General features: G+C 70.0%; 13 protein-coding genes and 1 tRNA gene. 6 read left to right on the forward strand and 8 right to left on the reverse strand.

The genetic code is table 11. The features are described from left to right. Window positions 1–33: 33 nt before the first annotated feature. Together ACIREE_RS28730 and ACIREE_RS28735 are read right to left on the reverse strand one after the other, a co-directional pair. Window positions 34–2,571 (reverse strand): ABC transporter permease, encoded by a 2,538-nt coding sequence (locus ACIREE_RS28730; RefSeq protein WP_404158141.1) that lies wholly within the window; start codon window positions 2,569–2,571, stop codon window positions 34–36. Between the two features lie 114 nt (window positions 2,572–2,685). Then, complete coding sequence (locus ACIREE_RS28735) at window positions 2,686–3,456, reverse strand: ABC transporter ATP-binding protein (RefSeq protein WP_404158144.1); 771 nt, start codon at window positions 3,454–3,456, stop codon at window positions 2,686–2,688. Window positions 3,457–3,831: 375 nt separating this feature from the next. Between ACIREE_RS28735 and ACIREE_RS28740 the strand changes: the two genes are divergently transcribed. From ACIREE_RS28740 to ACIREE_RS28750, 3 genes are all read left to right on the forward strand, one after another. Then, window positions 3,832–3,914: transfer RNA gene (locus ACIREE_RS28740), tRNA-Leu, on the forward strand. A gap of 217 nt (window positions 3,915–4,131) precedes the next feature. After that, window positions 4,132–5,307, forward strand: coding sequence for a 4-hydroxybenzoate 3-monooxygenase (locus ACIREE_RS28745; RefSeq protein WP_404158147.1), 1,176 nt, complete (start codon window positions 4,132–4,134; stop codon window positions 5,305–5,307). Between the two features lie 176 nt (window positions 5,308–5,483). Continuing rightward, window positions 5,484–6,377 carry a Bax inhibitor-1/YccA family protein gene (locus ACIREE_RS28750; protein WP_404158150.1) on the forward strand — a complete coding sequence of 298 codons (894 nt, stop codon included), beginning with the start codon at window positions 5,484–5,486 and terminating at the stop codon, window positions 6,375–6,377. 96 nt (window positions 6,378–6,473) lie between these two features. On the opposite strand, the gene ACIREE_RS28755 is transcribed toward ACIREE_RS28750, so the two are convergent. Beyond that, window positions 6,474–6,704 carry a DUF4287 domain-containing protein gene (locus ACIREE_RS28755; protein ID WP_404158153.1) on the reverse strand — a complete coding sequence of 77 codons (231 nt, stop codon included), beginning with the start codon at window positions 6,702–6,704 and terminating at the stop codon, window positions 6,474–6,476. An 88-nt stretch (window positions 6,705–6,792) separates the two neighbouring features. Here ACIREE_RS28755 and ACIREE_RS28760 point away from each other — a divergent pair, with 88 nt between their 5' ends. Next, the gene (locus ACIREE_RS28760; protein WP_404158156.1) at window positions 6,793–7,104 is read left to right on the forward strand and encodes a hypothetical protein; all 312 of its coding nucleotides are present in this window, start codon (window positions 6,793–6,795) and stop codon (window positions 7,102–7,104) included. 96 nt (window positions 7,105–7,200) lie between these two features. Here ACIREE_RS28760 and ACIREE_RS28765 read toward each other — a convergent pair whose 3' ends face one another. The 3 genes from ACIREE_RS28765 to ACIREE_RS28775 form a co-directional block, all read right to left on the reverse strand. Then, the gene (locus ACIREE_RS28765) at window positions 7,201–7,989 is read right to left on the reverse strand and encodes a hypothetical protein (RefSeq protein ID WP_404158392.1); all 789 of its coding nucleotides are present in this window, start codon (window positions 7,987–7,989) and stop codon (window positions 7,201–7,203) included. 245 nt (window positions 7,990–8,234) lie between these two features. Then, complete coding sequence (locus ACIREE_RS28770; protein WP_404158159.1) at window positions 8,235–9,455, reverse strand: acetyl-CoA C-acetyltransferase; 1,221 nt, start codon at window positions 9,453–9,455, stop codon at window positions 8,235–8,237. 172 nt (window positions 9,456–9,627) lie between these two features. Then, window positions 9,628–10,659: an SGNH/GDSL hydrolase family protein gene (locus tag ACIREE_RS28775; RefSeq protein ID WP_404158162.1), complete on the reverse strand. Its 1,032-nt coding sequence runs from the start codon at window positions 10,657–10,659 to the stop codon at window positions 9,628–9,630. A gap of 152 nt (window positions 10,660–10,811) precedes the next feature. On the opposite strand from ACIREE_RS28775, the gene ACIREE_RS28780 reads away from it, so the two are divergent. After that, window positions 10,812–12,203: a cystathionine beta-synthase gene (locus tag ACIREE_RS28780; protein WP_404158165.1), complete on the forward strand. Its 1,392-nt coding sequence runs from the start codon at window positions 10,812–10,814 to the stop codon at window positions 12,201–12,203. Window positions 12,204–12,545: 342 nt separating this feature from the next. Here ACIREE_RS28780 and ACIREE_RS28785 read toward each other — a convergent pair whose 3' ends face one another. After that, complete coding sequence (locus tag ACIREE_RS28785) at window positions 12,546–13,406, reverse strand: MurR/RpiR family transcriptional regulator (protein WP_404158168.1); 861 nt, start codon at window positions 13,404–13,406, stop codon at window positions 12,546–12,548. Window positions 13,407–13,530: 124 nt separating this feature from the next. Here ACIREE_RS28785 and ACIREE_RS28790 point away from each other — a divergent pair, with 124 nt between their 5' ends. Then, entirely contained in the window at window positions 13,531–14,046 is a 516-nt protein-coding gene (locus ACIREE_RS28790; protein WP_404158171.1) for a hypothetical protein, read from the forward strand. A gap of 4 nt (window positions 14,047–14,050) precedes the next feature. Here the strand turns inward: ACIREE_RS28790 and ACIREE_RS28795 are convergent, their stop codons facing one another. Then, window positions 14,051–15,025, reverse strand: coding sequence for a hypothetical protein (locus tag ACIREE_RS28795; protein WP_404158173.1), 975 nt, complete (start codon window positions 15,023–15,025; stop codon window positions 14,051–14,053). Window positions 15,026–15,053: the final 28 nt, after the last annotated feature.

Consider the following 15,053-nt stretch of genomic DNA (forward strand, 5'->3'; position numbering starts at 1 on the left):
CCCATGTGCGTACCTACGTCAACTGCCCTGCTCTCACTCGGCCTTGATGGCCGCGAGCATGTTCAGGCGGGCCGCGCGGCGGGCCGGCCACAGGGCCGCCAGGATGCCGACGACCGCGGCGAGCGCGAGGAAGAGGCCCATCCGGCCCCAGGGCAGGATCAGTTCGTACGTCGACATGGCGTTGCCGATGAGCTGGCCCGCGGCCCAGCCGAAGAACACGCCGAGGCCGATGCCGAGCACGCCGCCGAAGAGCGAGATCACCAGGGACTCCAGGCGGACCATGCGCTTGATGCCCTTGCGGTCGATGCCGATCGCGCGGAGCATGCCGATCTCCTGCTGGCGCTCGAAGACCGACATCGCCAGGGTGTTGATGACGCCGAGCACGGCGACGATGACCGCCATGGCGAGCAGGCCGTAGAGCATGTTCAGCATCAGCGTGAACATCTGGGCGACCTCGTTGGAGATGTCCTGGCGGTCCTGGATCTTGACTGCCGGGTTCTCGCCGAGGTCCTTGGTGAGCTTGTCCTTGGTGGCGTCGGAGGCGCCGCCGGACGTCTTCACCATGACCTGCGTGTCGGTGACGCCGGCGGCGTCGGTGGAGTGCGGATCGAGGGTGGGGGAGTCGACCATGATGCCGCTGACGATGTCGTTGGCCGTGTAGACGCCCGCGACGGACAGTTGCTGCTTCTTGTCGTCCTCATAGGTGACCGTGAAGTTCGAACCGGCCGTCCAGTGGTGGACCTTCGCGGTCTTGTCGTCGACGACGACGTTCGTGCCGCCGACCTTGAACTCGCCGTCCTTCATGGTGAGATCGACGAGCCGGCCGATGGTGCCGCCGTTGACGCCGGACAGGTTCTCGTAGTCGCCGCCGATCTGCGACTCCGCGCTGGACATGCCGCTGACGGCGGTGACACCGGAGGTCTTGTCGAGGGTCTTGCGGACGTCGGGGGAGAGCGCGTTGCCGTTGGCCATGGAGATGACGTAGTCGGCCTTGATGGAGTCGGCGGCCATCTTGTTGATCGCCGACTGGACGCTGCCCGCGATGACCGTGAGGCCGGTGATGAGGGTCAGGCCGATCATCAGGGCCGAGGCGGTGGCGGCGGTGCGGCGCGGGTTGCGTACGGAGTTCAGCCGGGCCAGCTTGCCGGAGATGCCGAAGGCGCGCAGCAGCGGGGCCGCGGCGGCGATCAGCGGACGGGACAGCAGTGGCGTCAGGATGAAGACGCCGATGACGAGCAGCGCGGCGCCGAGCGCCATCGGGGCCTGACCGGCGTCGCCGCTCATGGTGGTCGCGGCGAGCACGGCGACGACACCGACGGCCGAGACGAGCGAGCCGAGCGTGTTGCGCAGGATCAGGGACTTGGTCGTCGGGGCGGCGTGCACCGCGTTCATCGCGGCGACCGGCGGGATCTTCGCGGCGCGGCGGCCCGGCAGCCAGGCGGCCAGCATCGTGATGAGGATGCCGACGATCAGCGCGGAGAGGACCGTGTTGACGGAGATGACCAGCGGTCCTGCCGGGATGATCGCGCCCGTCGAGTCCATCAGGGAGCGCATGCCCGCGCCGATCCCGATGCCGACGGCCAGGCCGGTGACGGCGGCGACGGCGCCCACGACGAACGCCTCGAGCAGCACGGAGCGGGTGACCTGGCGGCGCGAGGCGCCGACGGCGCGCATCAGGGCGAGTTCCTTGGTGCGCTGGGCGACCAGCATGGTGAAGGTGTTCGCGATGATGAAGATGCCGACGAAGAGCGCGACGCCGGCGAAGCCGAGCAGCAGCTGCTTCATGGAGCTCATCGACTCGGAGATCATCTTCGCCTGCTCGTCGGCGAGTTGCCGGCCCGTCTTGGTCTCGACGGTGTCCTTGCCGAGCGCCTTGTCGAGCCCGGCCCGCAACTGGTCCTGGCTGGTGCCCGCGGCGGCCCGCACATCGATCTCGTCGTACGCGCCCGGCTTCTGGAAGAGCTGCTGCGCGGTCGGCGTGTCGAAGAGGGCCAGGGAGCCACCGGCCGAGACGTTCCCGTCGTCGGTGGTGAAGATGCCGGTGACCGTCGGGGTCAGGACCGGCCCGTCGACGGACATCCGTACCTGGTCGCCGACCTTGTACCCGGCGCGCTCGGCGGTCTCGGAGTCGAGGGCGACCTGGTTCTTGCCGTGCGGGGCGGTGCCGACCGTGAGGGGGTACCGGGTGTCCTTGGAACCCCAGTAGTTGCCGCCCTTGGTCGAGAAGCCGTTGCCGACGAGCTTGCCGTCCTGGTCGGCGACGGCGGCGTACCCGCTGAGCACGCCGTACGCGGAGGCGGCGCCCGGCACGCCCAGCGCCTTCTTCAGGGTGGCGTCGGTCAGCTTCGCCTCCTCGCCGACCTTGCCGTCCTTGGCCTCGATGTAGCCGGGGGTGAGGGCCACGTCGACCTGGTCGTAGCCCTTGGACGACTGCTTCTCCAGGGCGGAGGAGATGGTGTTGGTGAAGACGAGGGTGCCGGAGACGAAGGCGACGCCGAGCATGACGGCGAGCACCGTCATCAGGAGGCGGGCCTTGTGCGCGAAGACGTTGCGCAGGGCGGTTCGGAACATGGGTCTACTCAGTCCAGGTGGGTTCGGCGGGGCTGCGGATATCAAGCCCCGCCTTTGAAGGAGAGGCAGCGGGGTCCGGGGCGCGCAAGGCGAGGGGCCTCGGCACGGCCGGGGTCAGCTCGTGCGGCCCCGGGCGTCGAAGCGCTTCATGCGGTCGAGGACCGTGTCCGCCGTCGGCTCGTACATCTCGTCCACGATGCGGCCGTCGGCGAGGAAGACGACGCGGTCCGCGTAGGCCGCTGCCACCGGGTCGTGCGTGACCATGACGACGGTCTGGCCGAGCTCCCGGACGGAGTTGCGCAGGAAGCCGAGAACCTCGGCGCCGGAGCGCGAGTCCAGGTTTCCGGTGGGCTCGTCGCCGAAGATGATGTCGGGCTTGGAGGCCAGGGCGCGGGCGACGGCCACGCGCTGCTGCTGGCCGCCGGAGAGCTGGGCGGGGCGGTGGCGCAGGCGGTCGGAGAGGCCGACCATCTGGATCACGTTCTCCAGCCACTGCTTGTCGGGCTTGCGGCCCGCGATGTCCATGGGGAGCGTGATGTTCTCCAGGGCGGTCAGCGTCGGCAGCAGGTTGAACGCCTGGAAGATGAAACCGATCTTGTCCCGCCGCAACTTGGTGAGCTGCTTGTCCTTGAGGGAGCCCAGCTCGGTCTCGCCGATGCGCACCGAGCCCGAGGAGAAGGTGTCGAGGCCCGCCACGCAGTGCATCAGCGTCGACTTGCCGGAGCCGGACGGGCCCATGATCGCGGTGAGTTCGGCCTGCCGGAACGAGATGGTCACCTGGTCGAGCGCGACCACCTGGGTCTCGCCCTGTCCGTAGACCTTGGAGAGATCTGTGGCGCGGGCCGCCGACGTGGTGGTCCGGCCGGCGAGGGGAGTGGTGGTCACGGGTGGTGCTCCTGTCGGGACGACTGCGGGGGATGAACCCATCGTCTCGGTCGATCGGGCCCGTGAAGTCAGCCGCAGTTCTCGTTCCGAGGGGCGACTCCGGTCGGACCAGGAGAGCGTGTGTCATACCTGGGGATGACACGGGACCCTGAGAGGTCAGCGCCCGTCCGGGTCCGCCACGGCAGGTGAAATTCCGTCAATCCGCAGAAACGGGTCAGCGCGCACGAAAGGGCCTCCGGCAAGTGCGTATGGCCACTGTCATGTGCTGATGCACCCTCAGACGTCAATAAAATAAGACAACATCGGGTCGTTGTTCCGCTGATCGGGGGATGCCGCCGGATAGGCTCGGACGGTCGAAGCGGAGCCCCACACCCTGCCCGGATGGTGGAATGCAGACACGGCGAGCTTAAACCTCGCTGCCCTTCGCGGGCGTACCGGTTCAAGTCCGGTTCCGGGCACCTCCGATTCACTTCTTCGACTCTCCGCCTTCGCTTTCCCCCGCTTGCCTTCACTAACCCGCGCGACTGCCTCACGCGCGCGGGTCGCATCGTGCTGCCCGCACACCCATTGACACCCGTAGGAGGGGAGACGGAGGATCCGGACGAGCCTCAATGAACGAAAGTTCACCAGGCGAACGCCGGGGCGCGAGAGTGAAATGACGCGAGAGGGATCCGTATGCGCACCACCGTCGGCATCATCGGAGCGGGCCCGGCCGGCCTGCTCCTGGCCAGGCTGCTGCAGAACGCCGGGATCGCATCGGTCGTCCTGGAGAGCCGCGACCGGGCCTACGTCGAACGGCGCCAGCGCGCCGGAATCCTGGAACAGGGCACCGTCGACGTCCTGCGCGCCGCGGGCGCCGGCGCGCGCATGGACCGCGAGGGGATACCGCACGACGGCATCGAGCTGCGCTTCGACCGGCGCCGCCACCGCGTGGACTTCCCCGCCCTGACCGGCGGCAGGTCGGTGATGGTCTACGCGCAGACCGAGGTCTGCAAGGACCTCATCGCGGCGCGGCTGGCCGACGGCGGCCCGCTCCTGTTCGAGGCGGAGGCGCTGGCCGTGGAGGACGCGGAGACCGCGAAGCCACGCGTGCGCTTTCGCCACGAAGGCCGCGAGGACGTCCTGGAGTGCGACTACGTCGTGGGGTGCGACGGCTTCTGGGGCGTGGCCCGCGCGACGGTCCCCGAGGCGCTCTCGCGGACGTACGAGCGCACGTACCCCTTCGGCTGGCTCGGCATCCTCGCCGACGTCGCCCCCTCCCACGACGAGCTGGTCTACGCCCACAGCGACCGCGGCTTCTGCCTGCTGTCCATGCGCTCCCCGACCGTCACCCGCGCCTACCTCCAGGTCCCGGCGGACACGAACGCCGACGACTGGTCCGACGCGGAGATCTGGGACGAACTCGACCGGCGCCTGGCCGTCGACGACCCGCACTGGCGGCTCGCGCGCGGACCGATCACGTCCAAGTCCGTCACCCCGATGCGCAGTTACGTCCACGAGCCGATGCGGCACGGCCGGCTCTTCCTCGCCGGGGACGCGGCACACATCGTCCCGCCGACCGGCGCCAAGGGCCTCAACCTCGCCGTCGGCGACGTCGTCACCTTCGCCCGCGCCCTCGCCGCGTCCATGGCGGAGGGCGACACCGGGCCGCTCGACGCGTACTCGGACACCTGCCTGCGGCGCGTGTGGCAGGCCGAGCGGTTCAGCTACGCCATGACGACGATGCTGCACCGCGCGCCCGACGCGACCGCCTTCGACGACCGGATCCAGCTGGCCCGGCTCGACCGCGTGGCCACCTCGAAGGCCGCGGAGGCCGATCTGGCGGAGGCCTACACCGGCTTCCCGCTGTGATCGTCCGGCGGCCGCCCGGACATTCCAGGGCATCCCTCGGTGAGCGGAACATCACGGGGCTGTCCTGCGTTCCTCGTAACAGGATGGGAAAGATCCTCCCTGAGCAGTAGGGTCGGATCTTTGCCAGACCATTACTCTTGGGGCAAGGCCAAACACGGTGGCCATGGAGGAGTGAAATGAGGAGCAGCAACCCGGTCTTCTCGCGACGGGGGTTCAGCCGCGACACCGGCTACGCGCAGTTCAACGCGCAGCCGCAGGCCGGGGGCCCCGCGGTCGGGACGCAGCCGAATCCGTACGGCCAGGCACCCGCCGGCAACCCGTACGCGCAGAACCCCTACGCGCAGCAGGACCTGCAGCAGGGCGCCCCGCAGGCGCCCGTAGGCACCGGCCGCATGACGATGGACGACGTCGTCACGCGCACCGCCACCACGCTCGGCCTGCTGATCGTCACGGCCGCCCTCGCCTGGGCGTTCCTGCCGGTCGACGAGGCCAACATGGGCAAGTCGTACGGCATCGCGATCGGCTCCGCCCTCGTCGCGATGGTGCTCGGCTTCGTCCAGGCCTTCAAGCGCAAGGCGTCCCCGCCGATCATCCTGGCGTACGCGGCCCTCGAGGGTGTCTTCCTCGGCGTCCTGTCGAACATCGTCGACACCTACATCGCCCCCGGCGCGGCCATGCAGGCCGTGCTCGGCACGATGGCCGTCTTCGCGGCCGTCCTCATCGCCTACAAGGCGGGCTGGATCCGCGTCAACCGTCGCTTCTACGGCTTCGTCATGGCCGCCGCGATGGGCTTCATCCTGCTGATGGCCGTGAACCTGCTGTTCGCGGTGTTCGGCGGCGGTGACGGCCTCGGCTTCCGCAGCGGCGGCCTCGGCATCCTGTTCGGCGTCATCGGCATCCTGCTCGGCGCGTGCTTCCTGGCCCTGGACTTCAAGCAGGTCGAGGACGGCATCGCGTACGGCGCCCCGAAGGAAGAGGCGTGGCTCGCCGCCTTCGGTCTGACCATGACGCTGGTCTGGATCTACCTGGAGTTCCTGCGGCTGATCGCGATCTTGCAGGGCAACGACTAGGGACTGCTTCGGCGGGTGACCCGCCCGGGCGGTCCAGGGGCCCGCGCACCTTCGGGTGCGCGGGCCCCTTGCCGTTTGTGTGGGGGGTCGGGAGCGCTAACCGAACCGTCGTGCGGCGCGCCTCAGGTCGTACTCGTGGATGATCGCTTTGGCATGGCCGTACGCGAGATCGTGCTCCCCGCGCAGCCAGCTGACCTTCTCTTCGAAGCGAAGAAAGCAAGGGCCTTCTTCGACGGTGCGCAGCCAGTCGGCGACTTCACGACCGGTGCAGTGGGGGATTCGAGCCAGCAGATTGCGATGGGTCTCCGGGGAGAAGACTTGGGACATCGGCGCCTCCGGAACGCTTCGATGTGGCCTGTACTTCCACGCCACCGTGCCTGAGCGCCGCTTGCTTGTAAACAGCTACAGTCGCCGAGTGCTTGATACGACGCCATTGACAGCCGCGGTGGATCAGTTCGCGGATCGGCTGCGGGCCGCCCCGCAGAGTCGGCTGCAGCGGGGTGCTGCCGCGGAGGCACTGGCCCTGGCCAGGGAACTGTCCGCGCGTGCCCAGCGGTTGGAGGAACCGGGGGCGGCGGTGCGGGTGATGCCGGATGCCGGGATGTTCGCCGCCGCCGACCAAGTCACGGTCGCGGCGCGGGATTTGGGGGTTGCGCTGAGCGGCGCGGGTGATCTGGCCGAGGCCGTCGGTCTCGTCGAGGACGCGGTCAAGCGAGCCGGCGTCTGAGCCGCTGCCCCGCGCCCGGCCCGAGGCCGCGGGGCTCCGCCCCGGACCCCGCTCCTCAAGCGCCGGAGGGGCTTGTCGTGACCAGCGCTGAACAAACTAGGCCGAGGCTATGACCCGGTCCGCCAGGATGTACACGTTGGCGCCCGCGCACTCGAAGGTCAGGGCGTACGCGCCGGAGACGCCGGAGCCACCGAGCAGGACCGGGGTGTCGCCGTCGCGCAGCGCCGTGGCGAGCTGTTCCGCCGTCTCGCGGTGGCCCGGGGTCATGCACAGCGTCGTACCGTCCGCGAAGACGTAGACGTCGAGCGTGCCCAGCGGGCCGGGGCGGACGTCGGAGAGCGCCGTGCGGGTGTGCGCCAGCTCCTCCAGACACGCCACCGTGCGCTCGTGATCGCTGGTGACCGGCGACTGGACCGGCACGAAGTCGGGGTGCGAGGGGTGCCGGCGCCGGGCGGCGGCCAGCTCGGGCGACTCGCCCGCGAACTCGTCCTCCGGCTCCAGGGCCGACTCGACGACCGGCTCGAGGCCCGCGAAGTCGGCCTGCCGCGGCAGGAAGAACTCCTCGCTGAGAGCACTGCCTCCACCGGCCAGGAACGGGGGCAGGTCCGAGGTGTCGCGCGCCTCCTGCGCCGCCCAGAACGCCCGGGCCTCCGCCAGCTCGCGCTCCCGCTCCTCGGCGAGGGCATCGGCGACGGCGACGCGGATGGCGTCGGTGTCGGAGGTGGTGCGCGCGGCGGGCACGCCGGGGTGCGCGCCCATGGCGCGACCGCGTGCGACCTCCTCGCGCAGGTCCGCGATCTGTCGTCGCAGACCCCGGACGTTGTGCAGGGTGGTGGCGCCGACGGCCGTGGCAGCGGCCGTGGCGAGCAGCAAAGCAAGAGGGATGGCGCTCACTGACGTACTCCCGGTTTCAAGTCGACCCCCGACTTCCTACATCAGCTTGAAGCCTGGACGAACCAGCTGTCAGTGCATTACGTCACGAATTGGACAGGTCTTTTGGCCGGGCGTTTAGCCCCGATATACCCCGGGTACGGGTCTGACCTGCGAAAATGACTCTCCCCCGAGATGTACGTCACATCCTGGGGGAGATTGGATCACGATTGGATAGCCGGTCGGACCGCCGGTTCAGGTCAGCTGAGACGCTCGACGACCATCGCCATGCCCTGACCACCGCCGACGCACATGGTCTCCAGACCGAACTGCTTGTCGTGGAACTGGAGGCTGTTGATCAGCGTGCCGGTGATGCGCGCGCCGGTCATGCCGAAGGGGTGGCCGACCGCGATGGCGCCACCGTTCACGTTCAGCTTGTCCTCGTCGATGCCCAGGTCGCGGGCGGACGGGATGACCTGCGCGGCGAACGCCTCGTTGATCTCGAACAGGTCGATGTCGCCGACGCCGAGACCGGCCCGCTTCAGCGCCTGCTTGCTGGCCTCCACCGGACCGAGCCCCATGATCTCGGGGGAGAGGCCGGAGACGCCGGTCGAGACGACGCGGGCGAGCGGGGTCAGGCCGAGCTCACGGGCCTTGGTGTCGGACATGATCACGAGGGCGGCGGCGCCGTCGTTCAGCGGGCAGCAGTTGCCGGCCGTGACCAGGCCGTCGGGGCGGAAGACGGGCTTGAGGCCCGAGACACCCTCCACGGTGACGCCGGCGCGCGGACCGTCGTCCTTGCTCACGACGGTCCCGTCGGGCGTCGTGACCGGGGTGATCTCCCGCTCCCAGAAGCCGTTCTTGATGGCTTCCTCGGCGCGGTTCTGCGAGCGCACGCCGAAGGCGTCCATGTCCTCGCGGGTGACGCCCTTCAAGCGCGCCAGGTTCTCGGCGGTCTGACCCATCGAGATGTACGCGTCCGGCACCAGGCCGTCCTCGCGCGGGTCGTGCCAGGAGGCACCCTCCTGCTCGGCGACGGCCGCGGTGCGCGCCTCGGCCTCGGCGAAGAACGGGTTGCGGGTGTCGGGGAGGGAGTCGGAGTTCCCCTTCGCGAAACGCGACACCATCTCGACGCCCGCCGAGATGAAGACATCGCCCTCGCCCGCCTTGATGGCGTGCAGGGCCATGCGCGTCGTCTGCAGGGACGAGGAGCAGTAACGGGTCACGGTGCAGCCCGGCAGATGGTCCATGCCCATCTGCACGGCCACGATCCGGCCCAGGTTGTTGCCCTGCTCGCCGCCGGGCAGACCACAGCCGAGCATCAGGTCGTCGATGTCGCGCGGATCCAGCTCGGGGACCTTCGCGAGGGCGGTCTGGATGATCGTCGCGGTCAGGTCGTCGGCCCGCAGATCCTTCAGGGAGCCCTTGAAAGCGCGGCCGATGGGGGAGCGGGCGGCTGAGACGATTACGGCTTCGGGCATCACGGCTCCAGGGGTGTCTGGCGAAAGGCAGGACCGCTTGGGAAGTTACCCGTACGTATGCCATAGGTCACCGGCACGGCCGTGTGACCCCTGACGCATTTGTCTAAGCGCTTGCTCAGGGGCTCGGCCGGGTAAGGGCCCGCCCACCCCTGTCGCAACCGACAGCTCGCCGTCACACGTCGGACGAACTCAACTTCGACGGACTCGGATCCTGCGTCGGCACACGCCGCCGCCGACGCCGCTTCAACAGAGCCCACGGCCCACGCGGCCCCGTCGGCATCGCCGCCGTCACCTCCGTACCGCCCTCCTCGACCGCCTTCGCCGCCGCACGCGCGACCGGCAGGAAACCCTCCGCACGCGAGACATCCGGACGCTCCTCGTCCGGCCAGACACCCAACGTGGCGCACAACGTCGGCAACAGGGCCATCGCCGCCGTCTGGTACCCCTCCGCCGACGGGTGATAGTTGTCCGGGCCGAACAGCTCACGCGGATTCGCCGAGAACTCGGGCCCCAGCAGATCACCGAGCGACACCGTCCGCCCGCCCTGCTCCACCGTGCCGATGGTCTGCGCCGCCGCGAGCTGCCGCGACGCCCGCCGCGCAAGCCAACGCAACGGCTGCTGCACCGGTTCGACCGAACCCAGATCAGGACACGTGCCCACCACCACCTCCGCGCCGGCCGTCCGCAGCCGCCGAACCGCCGCCGAGAGATGACGAACCGACTTGGTGGCGGGGATGCGATGCGTGACATCGTTCGCGCCGATCATGATCACGACGACATCCGGCTGCCACTCCGGGTCCGCGAGGATCAACGCCACCTGACGGTCCAGATCGTCCGACTGCGCCCCGGGCAGCGCCACGTTGCGCAACTGCACCGCGCGCTCCGCGACCGCCGCGAGGCCCGACGCGAGCAGCGCCCCCGGCGTCTGCCTGGCCCGGTGCACCCCCTGCCCCGCGGCCGTCGAATCGCCCAGCATCGCGAACCGCACCGGCTCCGCGCCCACCACGGCGTACGCCCTGCCGTACTGGCCGTCGGCCGAGGGCACGTGCACCGGCTCGGCGCTGTGACTGCCCACCTGACGCCGCGCGAACTGCACCTCCGCCAGCACCACCCCGACCGCGGCCGCACCGAGCAGCCCGATCCCCCCGCCGCCGTACGCCGCCCCCGCGGCGATCCGCCGTGCCACCCTTGCCCTGCTCGACATGTTCCGCGGCCACCTGCCTCTGCTACGCGCCTGACTACAGCTTCTCTGAAGTCCTTGCCCCGTAATCACCGTCGGTCAATCGCAACGGGAGATGAAGGGCCGATGTGCGGCATACCCTGACCGCATCCCTCTGTAGGAGACCCGGAGACAACGTGCAGATCCACGACTCGATGATCAGTCTCGTCGGCAACACCCCGCTGGTGAGGCTCAACAAGGTGACCGAAGGGCTTCAGGCGACCGTCCTGGCCAAGGTCGAGTACTTCAACCCCGGCGGCTCCGTGAAGGACCGCATCGCGCTGCGCATGATCGAGGCGGCCGAGGAGAGCGGCGAACTCGAGCCGGGCGGCACGATCGTGGAGCCCACCAGTGGAAACACCGGTGTCGGGCTCGCCATCGTGGCGCAGCAGAAGGGGTACAAGTGCATCTTCGTGTGCCCCGACAAGGTTTCCACGGACAAGATCAACGTGCTGCGCGCGTACGGCGCCGAGGTCGTCGTCTGCCCGACGGCCGTCGACCCCGACCACCCGGACTCGTACTACAACGTCTCGGACCGTCTGGTCAGGGAGACACCGGGCGCCTGGAAGCCGGACCAGTACAGCAACCCGCACAACCCGCTCTCCCACTACCACTCGACCGGCCCCGAGCTGTGGGATCAGACGGACGGCCGCATCACGCACTTCGTCGCCGGGGTCGGCACGGGCGGCACCATCTCCGGGACCGGGCGCTACCTGAAGGACGCCAGTGACGGCCGCGTCCAGGTCGTCGGCGCCGACCCGGAGGGCTCCGTGTACTCGGGCGGCTCCGGTCGCCCGTACCTCGTCGAGGGCGTCGGCGAGGACTTCTGGCCGACCGCGTACGACCGCGAGGTCGCCGACGAGATCGTCGCCGTCTCCGACAAGGACTCCTTCCAGATGACCCGCCGCCTCGCCAAGGAGGAGGGCCTGCTGGTCGGCGGCTCCTGCGGGATGGCGGTCGTGGCGGCGCTGCGGGTGGCCGAGCGGCTCGGCCCGGACGACATCGTGGTGGTGTTGCTGCCGGACAGTGGGCGGGGGTACCTCTCGAAGATCTTCAACGATGAATGGATGGCCGATTACGGGTTCCTGGAGGACTCCGGGACCAGCGCGCGCGTCGGCGAGGTCCTCAAGTACAAGGATGGCGGCTCGCTGCCCGAACTCGTGCACATGCACCCCGAGGAGACGGTCGGTCAGGCCATCGAGGTGCTGCGGGAGTACGGCGTCAGTCAGATGCCGATCGTAAAACCGGGCGCCGGCCACCCCGACGTGATGGCTGCCGAGGTCATCGGGTCGGTTGTGGAGCGCGAGCTGCTCGACGCGCTCTTCGCCCAGCGGGCCTCCCTGGGCGACCCGTTGGAGAAGCACATGTCGGCCCCGCTGCCGCAGGTCGGCTCCGGTGAGCCGGTCGCGGACCTGATGGCCGTGCTCGGGACGGCCGACGCCGCGATCGTGCTGGTCGAGGGGAAGCCGACGGGTGTGGTCAGCCGGCAGGACCTGCTGGCCTTCCTCGCCAAGAGCGTCGGCAAGTAGGTTCACGAACACGATTCGCGAAAACGGTACGAGCGCGTCACGTGCGCGCAGCACCGGCTTAACACGGGTCCGGCACATTGGTGGATGTCGGAAGGGGCGGGAGCGGCTCCCCGCCTCGGACGGCGTCGAGCGGCGTCAAGGAATCTCCGGAGCGGCTCCCGGATCTCCATGGACGCCCTGGGCGTGGCACCCGGTCCTGACCCGGTGCCGCGTCCCTCGCGGGGACCGCCGTCGTCCCGCCCCCCGTAACAGGGGGTGCGGCGGTCCCCGCGCAATTCTTTCTCTACTCCTCTTCTACGCCCATGAGTTGGCGGTCATTCGACCACGCCCATGAGTTGGCGGTCATTCGACGAACAGGCCGCGCTCCGCCGCCCGTACGTCGAACTCCTCCAGGCGGGCCTGGGCCTGCGGCAGGCCGTCGCACATCGCTTCCAGGAGGACGCGGCCGAGCAGCATGGGCGCGCAGACCGTGTCGAAGGCGAGACCGGTGCCGACCGCGGCGGGTAGCAGCAGGTCGGAGTGTTTGGCCACGGGGGCGAACGCGGAGTCGGCGACGGAGACCACGGTCAGGCCGACGGATTTGGCGTAGGCGAGGGTGTCGACGACCTCGCGGGGGTGGCGGGGCAGGGCGAAGCAGAGCAGGGTCGTGGCGCCCGCGCGGACGGCCGCGTCGATCCGGTCGGCGAGCATCGTGCCGCCCTCGTCGAGGAGGCGGACGTCGGGGTGGACCTTGGCCGCGAAGTAGGAGAACCCGTAGGCCTGGGAGGCCGCCGCGCGCAGGCCGAGGACCAGGAGGGGCTGGGAGGCGGCGAGGAGGCGGCCCGCGCGTTCGACGGGTTCGGGGTCGGCGAGGAGGTCGGCGAGGTGGCGCAGGTTGGCGATCTCGGCCTCGACGGCTTGTTGGTACTCGTTGGTCTCGGTGGTCGCGGCCGGTGCGGCGGGGGCGACTTCGCGCAGGTATTTGCGCAGGGCCGGGTAGCCGTCGAAGCCGAGGGCGACGGCGAAGCGGGTGACGCTTGGCTGGCTGACCCCGGCGAGTTCGGCCAGTTCCACGGAGGAGAGGAACGGCACGTCTGCCGCGCGGCGCACCATGCAGTGGGCGATGCGTCGCTGGGTGGGGGTGAGGCGGTGGCCTTCGAAGAGGTGCTGGAGGCGGGCGGCGGGGTGCTGGCCCCCGGTGCTGTTGGTCGTGTGCTCGCTCATGTCTCCCCGTCCGTCCCCGGCGCCGTCCATTCAGCGGTTCCTGGCTGTGCATGATGTTATTCAGGCCGGGGGTGGGGCGCCAGAGGCTGCGTTGCTTCGATCTTCGGTTGGGTACGTTGCCCGGATGGGTCTTTTCGACAAGCTGACCGGTACCCGGCGTCCCGACGACGGGGTCGCGCCCCGGCCTGTGCAGGAGGTGCGGGAGGCGCTGCTTGGTCTGGCGGGGCCCGACGTGCCCTGGACCGTGCGCGCCGCGACCCCCGAGGAGCGGGCCGACCTGGTCGCGGAGTGGCGGGTCCGTGAGCCCGCCTGGCAGGAGTTCTTCCGGGCCCGGCACGTCGACCGCACCGTCAGGATCCGGCTGCGTCTGGTGCCGGACGAGCGGGAGGTGCGTGCGCTCGACGAGCAGTGGGAGGTCACCTGGCACGACGGCACCCCGCGGTTCGCCAGGTCGCGGGAGTACGGTCGGGGGCCCTCGCACACGGTGAGCAAGCGCTGGAGCTACGAGCGCGGTGCGGACGGCGAGCGGCACATGGAGGAGACGTTCTCCTTCGACTCCGCGGACATGAAGGACCCGCTGCGGGACACGGTGTTGAAGGCGGGCTGGGCGTGGCGCGGGGTCGTGTTCGGGAAGCTGTGACGAATCAGCGGCGCAGGGTGCGGCGGGTGCGGCCCGCCAGGACGATCGAGGCGCGGGCGGTGCGGCGCAGCAGGGGAGTCCGGGGCGGGCCCGCGGTGGGTGCGGGGTAGCGGCGGCGTGCGCGCAGCGAGACGGCGCCGCCGATGCCGCCGGCGAGGGTGAGCAGGGCGCCCCCGACGAAGAGGCCGTCGTTGAGGGGGTTGGCCGGAGTGCCGTCCCAGGCGGCGTTGTACAGGTCGCCCTTCCATGGGCCGTAGGAGACGACCCAGCCGTACTCGAGTTTGGGGATGAGCGCGTCACGGTGGCCCTCGCAGACGAACGGGGCCGTGCGGTGCCCGCCGGTGAGCGGGTCCTTGAAGCGGACGGTGCAGGGGCCCGGCGCGGTCGACCCGTCGACGACCGTCAGCTCGATCATGGGGTCGTGGTCGGCGGCCGCGGACCCGGCGATCCCGAGGCCGCACGTGATCACACCGAGCAGCAGGATCCAGCGGTAGCGGGGTCGGCGGGGGTGATGGGGGCGCTGCTCGGGGCGGGCCCAGGTGAGCCGGTCGCCGCCCGGGGTGGACAGGACTCCGCCGTGCTCGGGGGTGCCGGACCACCACAGCGATGCGTGGGCCGCGGGCCGACTCGGTCCGGTGGTGGTGCATTTGAGGTGGACGAGGGTGTCCGTCGTCGGGTCGAGGAGGCTGACGCGGGGGCCGCCCCGTCGGCTCGGCGTCACTTCGGCCCGGCACCGGATCCAGGGGTGGGTGCTCATGGTGCGGCGCATCCGGTGGACATTGCGCACGGAGGTCAGGCCGCCGGCGAGGAACGGGATGCCGAGGTACGGCAGCCGGCTCGTCCACCCGGCGTGCGGGATGAAGGCGAGCAGCACGATGAAGAGGCCGGCCGCCAGTGACCAACGGCCGTACCTGCGGTACCCGGACAGGGTCTGTTCCGTCTTTCCGGCGAGCAGCGCCGGACTCCCCTGAGTGACCATTGACCCCCCAATGCTCAGGAGGCAAAGA

It is taken from the genome of Streptomyces sp. NPDC102467 (assembly GCF_044765445.1).
In the GTDB taxonomy this organism is placed as follows: domain Bacteria; phylum Actinomycetota; class Actinomycetes; order Streptomycetales; family Streptomycetaceae; genus Streptomyces.